Raw genomic sequence first — 11,736 nt, forward strand, 5'->3', positions numbered from 1 at the left:
CCATCGGCAGGATGCGCCGCTTTATTCCCCGCAAGACGGATCTCGTAACCCTCTCGACCGCCAGATTCCGCCAGTTCATCGCCGCCTACAACAACACCCCGCGCAAATGCCTTGACTACCGCACGCCCGCCGAGTCCTTTGCTCAAGTGTTGCACTTCGAATGTGAATCCACCTCCCGGCCTGCGCCGGGACGACGATGCGGGCGGGGCGCAATTCGAGATGTCAGAACAGCCACTCGGTGTCATCGCCCGCGAAAGCGAACGCGGGTGATCCATCACTGACACCTCACTCCAAGGCATGGACGGCCTCCCGAATCGGACCAATCCAGCCAATGTTGATGTGTCAGCTATGTCTCCGAACACCCGTCAGTGATCTGTCCGGGCTGAACATCGAGCCGGGCGATGACAGATGTGGATGGGACGCAGTTGCGTCGCCACAGGCTGCCGGGACGCCGGCCCGCAACGATCCGGGCCGGCGTCGGCGTTCTAGGCAAGGTAATTGCCTTCGAGTGCCGGCATGATGTCGAGCACTTCGAAATAGTGGTCCCAGAACCTCGTCTCGCGCAGGTGGTCGCAGAACCACGCCCAGGCCGAGAGGTCATCGGTCTCGCAGATCATGACGTCGGTCGCCCTGGTCGAGAAGGCCTCCGGCTCGAACCAGCGCACCTTCAGCTCCGGGCGACGCCGGAGCAAGGGAATGACCTCCTCATGCAGGAAGGCGAGGCGCTGCTCGGTCTTCAGATCGAGCCAGTGCCGCGTGGTCTTGACCATGACGAAGATATGAAACCTGTGCGGATCGTCCTCGTGTTCGGGAAGCACGGGAGACGAGGTCGTTTGCAGTGTCACCATTGATCGGTTCTCCTTTCACGGCCATAATGTGAGTAATTGCTCATATTCCACAACTCGCGTTTTGGGAGATGCCCGCCATGCCGCCGAAGCGGCGTACAAAGGCCCGGAAACAGCCGCTTCAGCAGCGTTCGCGGGAAACCGTGGCGGTGATTCTGGAAGCGGCGGCTCGCGTTCTGGAGGCGCGTGGGCTCGAGGGCTACAACACCAATGCGGTCGCCGAGCGCGGCGGGATCAGCGTCGGCTCGGTGTACCAGTACTTCCCGAACAAGGACGCGCTGACGCTGGCTTTGATCACGAGGTTCGAGGACGCGCTGCTGGCGAAAGTGCGGGATGCGGTCGCGGCATCCGAGGGCAAGAGCCTGACGGTATCGCTCAGCCTGATCGTTCGGGCCCAGCTCGAGGCGCATGCCGAGCGCGCCGGGCTCAATCGCATTCTGGAGGCCGAGGAGGATCGCCTGCGCCCGGCGTCATCGGGCACGTCAGCGGCCGGCGAATTGAAGGAACTGGTCGCCGCCCTGCTGGCGCGGCATCGTCGTGAGATCGCAAGGCCAGTCGACGATGACGCCGTCGAGGATCTGATCGTGATCAGCCGCGCCATGGTTGACCACGCGCTTCAAAACGACCTCTCGCAGGCTGCGGCCACCCGGCGGGTACTGCGCGCCATCGAGGGATATCTGTTCGGTCCGCGGCCGGACTTTTGACGCTTCCGGCAAGGCCGCTTCGCATACGCATCATGCAATCGCGCGGCTGGGGAACGGGATGCCGGCGTAGTACATGGCGGTCCCGGAGACACTTCAGGCATGCTCGAGAAGACCCCGACCACCGCGGCAACGGCGCCGATCACCGATGGGCTGCCTTGGGAACGCCGCCGCTGGGCGGTGGCCGCGATCTTCACGGCGCTGGCGATGGCCTCGCTCGATACCGCGATCGCCAATATCGCGCTGCCGGCGATCGCGAGCGATCTGCATGTCAGCCCTGCGGAAGTGGTCTGGGTCGTCAACGTCTATCAGATCGCGCTGGTCGCGACGCTGCTGCCGCTCGGCGCGCTTGGCGAGATCGTCGGCCACCAGCGGATCTATCTCGGTGGCCTTCTGCTGTTCACATTGGCGTCACTCGGCTGCGCCCTGGCGTGGTCGCTGCCGAGCCTGCTGGTCGCGCGCACCTTGCAGGGGCTCGGCGCCAGCGGCCTGATGAGCGTCAACACCGCGCTGGTGCGCTTCGTCTATCCGAGCCGGATGCACGGCCGCGGCTTCGGCCACAATGCGCTCGTGGTCGCGACCGCCTTCACGCTGGGGCCGACCATCGCTTCCGGAATCCTCGCGCTCGGCCCATGGCCCTGGCTGTTCGCCGTCAACATTCCCTTTGGCGTCGTCGCGTTGCTGATCGGCATGAAGACGCTGCCGACGACGCCGCGCGCCACCCACGCCTTCGATTTCACCGGCGCGGCGCTGGCCTGTGCCTGTCTCGGCCTCTTCATCATCGGCATCGGCAGCGCCGCGCACAAGGCCGCGCCGGCGTTTGTCATCGCCGAGCTTGTCGGCGCCGTCCTGTTCGGATGGATCCTGACCCGGCGGCATGCCGATCATCCGGCGCCGATGCTGCCGATCGACCTGTTCCGGCGGCCGATCTTCGCGCTGTCGGCCGCGACCGCCGTCTGCTCATTCGCTGTGCAGGGCCTCGCCTTCGTATCGCTGCCGTTCTACTTCGAGGACATATTGCACCGCTCGCAGGTCGAGACTGGCTTCTTCATGACGCCCTGGCCGCTGGTGGTCGCCTTCATGGCGCCGATCGGCGGCCGGCTGTCGGACCGCTATCCGGCCGGCATCCTCGGCGGCATCGGCATGCTGCTGCTCGGACTTGGCATGGTGCTGCTCGCGACCCTGCCGGCCGAGCCCAGCGTCGCCAACATCGTCTGGCGCACGATGATCTGCGGCATCGGCTTCGGCTTCTTCCAGACCCCGAACATGAAGGCGATCATGTCGAGCGCGCCGTCGCATCGCAGCGGCAGCGCCAGCGGCATCGTTGCGACCGCGCGGCTGACCGGGCAGACCACCGGCGCCGCCCTCGCCGCGCTCTGCTTCGCGCTGGCCGATCGCGAGGGCGCCACCGTGGCGCTGGCGCTGGGTGCGGGATTTGCCGCGCTCGGCAGCGTCATGAGCTTCCTGCGTTTGGCCGTCGCATCACCGCAAAAGTCATGACAGGTATGCGGCGCGCACAGTCCGCGGCCAAACACCACAGCATCAACTTTCTTTCGCGCTGCGAGCGCATTTTCTTGATTTGAACCGTTCCAGTTTCAAGGCCAACATCGCACTGCAGCCCGGTCGGAGGATCGGACCATTCAGGGGATCGCGATGGCAAACCTCAAAATTAACGGCAAGACAATCACTGTAGACGTCGAGGACGATACGCCACTGTTGTGGGCAATCAGAGAGAACGTCGGACTCACAGGGACCAAATACGGCTGCGGCATCGCCCAATGCGGCGCCTGCACCGTGCATATCGACGGCGTCGCGATGCGCTCCTGCGGCGTCACGGTGAGCGAAGCGGCCGGCAAGGAAATCACCACGATCGAGGGTCTCGCGGCGGGCGGCGTGATGCACAAGGTGCAGCTCGCCTGGATCGCCAGCGACGTGCCGCAATGCGGCTATTGCCAGAGCGGCATGATCATGGCCGTCGCGGCGCTCTTGAAGGACAATCCGAAGCCGACCGACGACGACATCAACGACGCCATCACCAATATCTGCCGCTGCGGCACCTTCCAGCAGGTGCGCGAGGCGATCCATGCTGCCGCGAACGCATAAGGACGCAGCGATGAACCAGCACGTCATGCCAAAACTGAATCGCCGCGCCTTTGTGATCGGCACCGCAACCGCCGGCGCCGGCCTCGCGCTCGGCCTCGACCTGCCGTTCGGCGGCCCAGCCGTGGTGCGCGCGGCCGACGGCGCGCCTGAAGTCAACGCTTGGGTCGTGATCCGGCCCGACGACACCGTGGTGATCCGCATCGCCCGCTCCGAAATGGGCCAGGGCACGCTCACCGGCCTCGCCCAGCTCGTCGCCGAAGAACTGGAATGCGACTGGTCGAAGGTCACGACAGAATATCCGACGCCCGGCCAGAGCGTCGCCCGCAAGCGCGCCTGGGGCGACTTCTCGACCGGTGGCAGCCGCGGCATCCGCACCTCGCAGGACTATGTCCGCAAGGGCGGCGCCACCGCGCGCGTGATGCTGATCCAGGCCGCAGCCAATGAGTGGAAGGTGCCGGCCTCGGAGTGCAAGGTCTCTAACGGAGTCATCACCCACACGCCCTCGGGCAAGACGACGACCTACGGCAAGGTCGCGGAAGCCGCGGCCAAGCTCGAGCCGCCGGCCGACGTCAAGCTGAAGGACCCGAAGGACTGGACCATCGCCGGCAAGGGCCTGAAGCGGCTCGACACATCAGACAAGACCACCGGCAAGATGGTCTACGGCATCGACGTCAAGCTGCCGGGCATGCTGAACGCCGCGATCAAGGATTGCCCGGTGTTCGGCGGCAAGGTGAAGAGCTTTGACGAGGCCAAGGTCGCTGGCATGAAGGGCGTCAAGAAGGTGGTGCAGGTCGGCGACAGCGCCGTTGCCGTCGTCGCCGACACCTGGTGGCACGCCAAGACCGCGCTAGATGCGCTGCCGATTGTCTGGGACGAAGGCCCCAACGCCAAGGTCTCCAGCGAGACGATCGCGACATGGCTCGCCGAAGGTCTCGACAATGCGCAGCCGGCCTATGTCGGCCACCAGAACGGCGACGCCAAGGCGGCGATCGCCAGCGCTGCCAAGAAGGTCGAGGCGGTCTACAGCTATCCCTATCAGAACCACGCCACGATGGAGCCGATGAACGCCACCGTGCTCTACACCCCTGACAAATGCGAGGTGTGGTGCGGCACGCAGAATGGCGAGGCGGCGTTCGCCGCGGCGCTCGAGGCCTCCGGCCTGCCGGCGGAGAAGGTCGACGTGCACAAGCTGATGCTCGGCGGCGGCTTCGGCCGGCGCGGCATGACCGACTATGTGCGGCAGGCGGTGGCGATCGCCAAGCAGATGCCGGGCACGCCGATCAAGCTGTTGTGGTCGCGCGAAGAGGACATGCAGCACGGCAAGTATCACCCGATCACGCAGTGCAAGCTGACCGGCGCGTTCGATGCCGACAACAACCTGGTCGCGCTGCATTACCGGCTGTCGGGTCAATCCATCCTGTTCTCGGTGCGCCCGGAAGCATTGCAGAACGGCATGGATCCCGCCGCATTCCAGGGCGTCGCGCAAGCCGGCGAGGCCGCGATCGGCTATTCGGTGCCGAACCTGCTGGTCGAGCATTCGATGCGCAACCCGCACGTCCCGCCGGGCTTCTGGCGCGGCGTCAACGTCAATCACAACGCGATCTACATGGAATGCTTCATGGACGAGCTGGCGCTGGCGGTTGGCCAGGACCCGCTCGAATTCCGCCGCAAGCTGATGGGCAAGCACCCCAAGCATCTCGCCGTGCTCAACGCCGTGGCCGAGAAGATCGGCTGGGGCACGCCGGCGCCGCAGGGCGTCTATCGCGGCATCGCGCAGGTGATGGGCTATGGCAGCTATGTTGCCGGCGCCGCCGAGATCTCGGTGACCGACGGCAGCAAGATCAAGGTGCATCGCATCGTCGCCTCCACCGATCCCGGCTATGTCGTCAACCCGGCGCAGGTCGAGCGGCAGATCGCGGGCTCCTTCGTCTACGGCCTCAGCGCGCTGTTCTACGGCGGCTGCACCGTGAAGGACGGCCGCATCGAGCAGACCAATTTCGACAGCTACAACTCGATGCGCATCAACGAGATGCCGAAGGTGGAATCGGTGATGGTGCCGAGCGGGGGATTCTGGGGCGGCGTCGGCGAGCCGACCATCGGCGTTGCGGCGCCGGCGGTGCTCAACGCCTATTTCGCCGCGACGGGAAAGCGCATCCGCAACTTCCCGCTGCGCAACCAGAACATCAGCTTCGCCTGATCAAACCGGAAGCGGCGGCCCGACCGGCCGCCGCCTCCTTTTTTCGGATTCTCGTGCATGGCCGTCACGCGTCATCAGACGCGCAGGGATGTGATCCGTGGCGCCGCTGCCGTCGCAGCGGCCGCCTTGGCGCGTCCGGCGTTGGCGCAGGCGGCGCCGCGCATCGCGGTGATCGGCGGCGGCTTCGGCGGCGCGGCCTGCGCGCGGGCGCTGCGGCGGCTCGACACCAAGCTTCAGGTTACGCTGATCGAGCCGAACAGGACTTTCACCGCCTGCCCCTTCAGCAACGAGGTGATTGCAGGTCTGCGCGAGCTTGCCGCGCAGCAATTCACCTATGACAAGGTTGCGGCCGACGGCATCACGATTGCCGCACAGGCGGCGACGAAGGTCGACGCGCAGGCGCGCAGCATCGCGCTCGCTGATGGGACAACGCTGTCCTATGACCGGCTGGTGCTGGCCCCCGGCGTCGACATGCGCTTCGACGCCCTCTCCGGCTATGACGAGGCAGCGGCCGAGAAGATGCCGCACGCCTGGAAGGCCGGCGAGCAAACCATGCTGCTGCGCAAGCAGCTTGAAGCCATGGACGATGGCGGCCTCGTCGTGATCGCGGTGCCGGCTGCGCCGCTGCGCTGTCCGCCCGCCCCTTACGAGCGCGCCAGCCTGATCGCGCATTATCTGACGGCGAACAAGCCGAAGTCGAAGATCCTCGTGCTCGACGCCAAGGACAATTACTCGCAGCAGAAGCTGTTCGAGAAGGCCTGGACGGAGCTCTATCCCGGCATGATCGAACGGATCGCGCTGTCGCAGGGCGGACGGGTGACGTCGGTCGATCCGGCGACCAACGAGATCGTCACCGACTTCGGCAACTACACCGCCGCTGTCGCCAATGTGATCCCACCGCAAAGAGCCGGCCGCATCGCTGACATCGCCGGCGCCGCCGACCACACCGGCTGGTGCCCGATCGATCCCGTTACCTTTGCTTCAAGGCTCGTGCCCAACATCCACGTCATCGGTGATGCCGCGATCGCCGGCGGCACCCCGAAATCCGCCTCCGCGGCGGCGGCGCAAGGCAGGGCCTGCGCGGCGGCGATCGTCAACTCACTTGCCGGCAAGGCGCCGGAGACGCCGCGGCTCGATGGCGCCTGCTACAACACGGTCGCGCCGGGCTACGCCTTCTCGCTGAAGGGCATCTATCAGCCCAAGGACGATCAGTACGCCGAGGCCGAAGTCACCACGAGCCCGGTCGACGCGCCACGCGAAATGCGCCAGCAAGAAGCTGACCAAGCGCTCGACTGGTTCAAGAGGATCACGGGAGAGGCCTTTGGCTAGGCTCGCCCTCACGACGCTTCTCGCCGCGGGACTGTTCGCGGCCTGCCGGCCCGCCGGCGCCGAGGAGCTGCGGTCCTACACCGTCGTGGGCGATGCGATTCCGGCCTCGCTGACGGGAACCAAGGGCGATGTCGCGCGCGGCCGCGCGCTGATCGTCGAGCGTTCCTCCACTTGCATCCTCTGTCACAGCGGCCCATTTCCCGAGCAGGCGTTCCAGGGCGACCTCGCGCCGAACCTTGCCGGAAGCGGCAGCCGCTGGTCGGAAGGACAGTTGCGGCTCCGCCTGGTCGATGCGTCGCATCTCAACGCGGCGACGATCATGCCGTCCTACTATCGGGTCGAAGGGCTCGTGCGAGTCGGCACCTCTTGGCGCGGCAAGCCGATCCTGTCGGCGGAGCAGATCGAGGATCTCGTGGCTTACTTGACGACACTGCGGAACTAGGACCAAGCGATGGCGAATTCGGACCATACCACACGCCGGACGTTTCTGAGCCTGACTGGCGGCGCCGCCGCGCTGGTGATCGTGCGCCCCGTGGACGCGACGCCGGCGATGCTGTCGGCCGCGATCCGCAATGTCGTCGGCGAGGCCGATGTGCACATCGGCAAGGTCAAGCTCGACATTCCGCCGCTGGTCGAGAACGGCAACACGGTGCCGATGACGGTCAGCGTCACCAGCCCGTTGACGGCGGACGAGTATGTGAAGAGCATCCACGTCTTTAACGAGAAGAACCCGCAGCCGAACATCGGCAATTTCTATCTCGGGCCGCGCGCCGGGCGCGCCCAGGTGTCAACCCGCATCCGCCTCGCCGACAGCCAGAAGGTCACCGCCATCGCGCGGCTGTCTGACGACACGTTCTGGTCTGCAACCGCCGACGTCGTGGTGACGCTCGCTGCCTGCACTGAGGAGGCGATCTGATGCCGTCGGCCCTGATCAATGTCCCGGCCAAGGCCAAGCGCGGCAGCGTCATCGAGATCAAGACGCTGATGTCGCACATCATGGAGACCGGCTACCGCCACACGGCCTCGGGCAGCGTGGTGCCGCGCGACATCATCACGAGCTTCACTTGCCGCTTCAACGGCAAGGAAGTGTTCCGCGCCGATCTTTATCCTGCGATCGCGGCCAATCCGTTCATCACCTTCTTCACCACGGTGACCGAGAGCGGCAAGTTCGAATTCGAATGGATCGGCGACAAAGGGTTTTCGGAGACCGCGCAGGCTTCGATCACGGTCGAATGAGGATTGCGGTCTGCATCGCGCTGCTGACGGCGATGGCGGGCGCCGCGCTCGCCGACGAGATCCCGCAAGGCGAACGCCGCTCCGGCTATAGTTTCATGAGTCCGGACACCAAGGCGATGCAGGACGAGGACACCGCCAATCCCGGCATGCTGTCCGTGCTCGACGGCGAGGCCTTGTGGGCGCGCAAGGCCGGCGCCGCAAACAAGGCCTGCGCCGACTGCCACAACGACGCGCGCGTCAGCATGAAGGGCGTCGCGGCGCACTATCCGGCCTTCGACAAGACGCTAGGCAAGCCGGTCGACCTCGAGGGACGGATCAACCTCTGCCGGACCAACCACCAGCAGGCCTCGCCCTTCACCTATGAAAGCCGCGAGCTGCTGGCGCTGACCGCCTATGTCGCACGGCAATCGCGTGGCATGCCGATTACGGCCGGCGACGATCCGGAGCTCGCGCCGTTCGTCGAACAGGGCCACGCGCTGTTCATGCAACGGCAGGGCCAGCTCAATCTCGGCTGCACCAATTGCCACGATGATAACTGGGACAAGAAGCTCGCGGGCAGCGCGATCACGCAAGGGCAGCCGACCGGCTATCCACTGTACCGGCTGGAATGGCAGGCGCTCGGATCGTTGCAGCGGCGGCTGCGCGCCTGCATCACCGGCATCCGCGCGCAGGCTTATGATTACGGCTCGCCCGAGCTGGTCGAGCTCGAGCTCTATCTGATGACGCGGGCGCGTGGCATGCCGGTCGAGACGCCGGCGGTCAGGCCTTGACCACACAGCTCCATCCGCGTCATTGCGAGGAGCGGAGCGACGAAGCAATCCATCCCTCCGCGCGCTGGGTAGCAATGGATTGCTTCGCCTCGCTCGCAATGACGGCGAAATGTGGGGGCTTCAGCGCTCGGCGAACGCCTTCTCGACCACGAACTGCGCGGGCTCGCCGTGATTGCCTTCGACGAAGCCGCGGCCGTTCAGCAACGTGCGGGTGTCGGCGACCAGCGCCGGCGAGCCGCAGATCATGACGCGGTCATGGGCAGCATCGAGCGCCGGCAGGCCGATGTCGGTGAACAGCTTGCCCGAGGTGATGAGGTCGGTGATGCGGCCGCGGTTGCGGAACGGATCGCGCGTCACGGTCGGGTAGTAGATCAGCTGATCGCGCACCAATTCGCCGATCAGTTCGTCCTGCGGCAGCTTCTCGGTGATCATCTCGCCATAGGCGAGCTCCTTGACGCGGCGGCAGCCGTGCAGCAGCACGACCTTCTCGAACCGGTCGTAGGTCTCGGGATCCTTGATCACGCTGAGGAACGGCGCGAGGCCGGTGCCGGTGCCGACCAGATAGAGGTTGCGACCATCCTCGAGGTTGTCGATGACCAGCGTGCCGGTCGCCTTGCGGCTGACGATGATCTCGTCGCCTTCCTTGAGGTGCTGGAGGCGCGAGGTCAGCGGGCCGTCCGGAACCTTGATCGAGAAGAACTCCAGCGTGTCCTCGTAGTTCGCGCTGGCGACGCTGTAGGCCCGCAGCAGCGGCTTCTCGCCGACCTTGAGCCCGATCATGGTGAACTCGCCGTTGCGGAAGCGGAACGACGGATTGCGCGTGGTTTTGAAGGAGAACAGCGTGTCGGTCCAGTGGTGAACGCTGAGGACGCTTTCCTGGTTGAAATTGCTCATCGTCAGTTTCCTTGACGCACGGGCCGGATTGGCGGCAAAATCATTTGTGCACGATCGTTCGTATACAAATGAATATTCCAGCTTGATCCGGCCGTCAAGCCACGGGCACAATGGCCGGCGAAGGCGTTGAACCAAAAGGAAAAACCATGGCGCACGATGCACCCCAGGCGACCGGTCCGAGCAAGCTGGTGATCCGCAATATCGGGCTGTTGCTGTCGGGGGCCCTGGAAAAGCCGATCCTGGATGCCGACACCATCGTCGCCGAGAACGGCAAGATCACTGCGATCGGCCGCTTCAAGGACGTCGACACCGAAGGCGCCACCACCATCGTCGATGCCAATGGCACGACGGTCGCGCCCGGCCTGATCGACAGCCACGTCCACCCCGTCGCCGGCGACTGGACGCCGCGGCAGAACCAGATCAACTGGATCGACAGCTACCTGCATGGCGGCGTCACCACCATGATCTCCGCCGGCGAAGTGCACATGCCCGGGCGGCCGCGCGACGTCGTCGGGTTGAAGGCGATGGCGATCTTCGCGCAACGCGCGTTCTGGACGCTGCGTCCGGGCGGCGTGAAGGTGCATGCCGGCGCGCCCGTGATCGAATGCGAGATGGTGGAGGACGACTTCAAGGAGATGGCCGCCGCCGGCGTCAAGCTGCTCGGCGAGGTCGGGCTCGGCGGCGTCAAGGACGGACCGACCGCGCGCAAGATGGTCGGCTGGGCGCGCAAATACGGCATTCAAAGCACGATCCACACCGGCGGCCCGTCGATCCCGGGCTCCGGCCTGATCGACAAGGACGTGGTGCTGGAGGCCGACACCGATGTGGTCGGTCATATCAATGGCGGCCACACCGCCCTGCCCGACGACCAGATCCGCTGCATCTGCGAGGGCTGCAAGCGCGGGCTCGAGCTGGTGCATAACGGCAATGAGCGCTCGGCGCTGTTCACGCTGCGCACCGCGCGCGAGATGGGCGATTTGCACCGCGTCATCCTCGGCACCGACGCGCCCGCCGGCTCCGGCGTGCAGCCGCTCGGCATCCTGCGGATGGTCTCGCTCTTGTCCTCGCTCGGTGAGCTCCCGGCCGAGCTGGCGTTCTGCCTTGCGACCGGCAACACCGCACGGATGCGCGAGCTCGATTGCGGCCTGATCGAGGTCGGCCGCTCGGCCGATTTCGTGCTGATGGACAAGGCACAGCATTCGCCGGGCAGGAACATCCTGGAGAGCGTTCAGCTCGGCGATCTCCCGGGCATCGGCATGACGATCATCGACGGCATCGTCCGCACCCAGCGCAGCCGCAACACGCCGCCCGCGGGCAAGGTGCCGGAGGTGGTGGCGAAGTGACGTGCACCAAAGCCCGTTGCGCGGCGGTGACGGGGTGAACAGCGGTGCGACATATCCGGTGTCGCCCCGGCGAAGGCCGGGACGGCGCTGAGCGTTTGGTGCCACTCGTCAGTCATACATTCCCTTGCTCTCAGGGTGATCGTGCTGGATCGGTGTTTGCTCAACCCCTTGAGCGGGCTGCCAGATCGCGCGCCCGGCGGCGCGCGGCTTTGCCGCGCCGCCTGCGTAACCGAACCTTGTTTTCACCGGTCACCATTGCGGTGTATCCTGACCGCAAGCGAACCTTAGCCGGCGGCACTCGCAAGAGGCATTTTAGAT

At 65.7% G+C, this 11,736-nt stretch carries 12 protein-coding genes; 10 read left to right on the forward strand and 2 right to left on the reverse strand.

Translation table 11 applies throughout. The features are described 5' to 3' along the window. Nucleotides 1–485: 485 nt before the first annotated feature. Nucleotides 486–848, reverse strand: a complete 363-nt coding sequence (locus I6F38_RS32395; protein WP_016846500.1) for a darcynin family protein — start codon at nucleotides 846–848, stop codon at nucleotides 486–488. Nucleotides 849–988: 140 nt separating this feature from the next. Between I6F38_RS32395 and I6F38_RS32400 the strand changes: the two genes are divergently transcribed. The 9 genes from I6F38_RS32400 (at nucleotide 989) to soxA (ending at nucleotide 9,181) form a co-directional block, all read left to right on the forward strand. After that, nucleotides 989–1,549, forward strand: a complete 561-nt coding sequence (locus tag I6F38_RS32400) for a TetR/AcrR family transcriptional regulator (protein ID WP_225163267.1) — start codon at nucleotides 989–991, stop codon at nucleotides 1,547–1,549. Between the two features lie 99 nt (nucleotides 1,550–1,648). Further along, the gene (locus tag I6F38_RS32405) at nucleotides 1,649–3,046 is read left to right on the forward strand and encodes an MFS transporter (protein WP_225163268.1); all 1,398 of its coding nucleotides are present in this window, start codon (nucleotides 1,649–1,651) and stop codon (nucleotides 3,044–3,046) included. Nucleotides 3,047–3,199: 153 nt separating this feature from the next. Next, complete coding sequence (locus I6F38_RS32410) at nucleotides 3,200–3,649, forward strand: (2Fe-2S)-binding protein (RefSeq protein WP_016846497.1); 450 nt, start codon at nucleotides 3,200–3,202, stop codon at nucleotides 3,647–3,649. Between the two features lie 10 nt (nucleotides 3,650–3,659). Further along, nucleotides 3,660–5,846 carry a molybdopterin cofactor-binding domain-containing protein gene (locus I6F38_RS32415; RefSeq protein WP_225163269.1) on the forward strand — a complete coding sequence of 729 codons (2,187 nt, stop codon included), beginning with the start codon at nucleotides 3,660–3,662 and terminating at the stop codon, nucleotides 5,844–5,846. A gap of 57 nt (nucleotides 5,847–5,903) precedes the next feature. Continuing rightward, nucleotides 5,904–7,175 carry an NAD(P)/FAD-dependent oxidoreductase gene (locus I6F38_RS32420; RefSeq protein WP_225163270.1) on the forward strand — a complete coding sequence of 424 codons (1,272 nt, stop codon included), beginning with the start codon at nucleotides 5,904–5,906 and terminating at the stop codon, nucleotides 7,173–7,175. Beyond that, nucleotides 7,168–7,617: a sulfur oxidation c-type cytochrome SoxX gene (gene soxX / locus I6F38_RS32425; protein ID WP_225163271.1), complete on the forward strand. Its 450-nt coding sequence runs from the start codon at nucleotides 7,168–7,170 to the stop codon at nucleotides 7,615–7,617. The genes I6F38_RS32420 and soxX overlap by 8 nt, the downstream gene beginning before the upstream one ends. A 9-nt stretch (nucleotides 7,618–7,626) precedes the next feature. Beyond that, the gene (locus tag I6F38_RS32430; RefSeq protein WP_225163272.1) at nucleotides 7,627–8,091 is read left to right on the forward strand and encodes a SoxY-related AACIE arm protein; all 465 of its coding nucleotides are present in this window, start codon (nucleotides 7,627–7,629) and stop codon (nucleotides 8,089–8,091) included. Then, nucleotides 8,091–8,411 (forward strand): thiosulfate oxidation carrier complex protein SoxZ, encoded by a 321-nt coding sequence (gene soxZ / locus I6F38_RS32435; protein WP_076827071.1) that lies wholly within the window; start codon nucleotides 8,091–8,093, stop codon nucleotides 8,409–8,411. Before I6F38_RS32430 ends, soxZ begins: the two co-directional genes overlap by 1 nt. After that, nucleotides 8,408–9,181 (forward strand): sulfur oxidation c-type cytochrome SoxA, encoded by a 774-nt coding sequence (gene soxA, locus I6F38_RS32440; RefSeq protein WP_225163273.1) that lies wholly within the window; start codon nucleotides 8,408–8,410, stop codon nucleotides 9,179–9,181. The genes soxZ and soxA overlap by 4 nt, the downstream gene beginning before the upstream one ends. Before the next feature lie 120 nt (nucleotides 9,182–9,301). On the opposite strand, the gene I6F38_RS32445 is transcribed toward soxA, so the two are convergent. Continuing rightward, complete coding sequence (locus tag I6F38_RS32445) at nucleotides 9,302–10,075, reverse strand: ferredoxin--NADP reductase (RefSeq protein WP_018270450.1); 774 nt, start codon at nucleotides 10,073–10,075, stop codon at nucleotides 9,302–9,304. A gap of 146 nt (nucleotides 10,076–10,221) precedes the next feature. On the opposite strand from I6F38_RS32445, the gene I6F38_RS32450 reads away from it, so the two are divergent. After that, nucleotides 10,222–11,418, forward strand: a complete 1,197-nt coding sequence (locus I6F38_RS32450) for an amidohydrolase family protein (RefSeq protein ID WP_225163274.1) — start codon at nucleotides 10,222–10,224, stop codon at nucleotides 11,416–11,418. The last annotated feature ends 318 nt before the right edge of the window (nucleotides 11,419–11,736 follow it).

The sequence above is a fragment of the Bradyrhizobium sp. BRP56 genome (assembly GCF_020194035.1).
Taxonomy (GTDB): domain Bacteria; phylum Pseudomonadota; class Alphaproteobacteria; order Rhizobiales; family Xanthobacteraceae; genus Bradyrhizobium; species Bradyrhizobium australafricanum.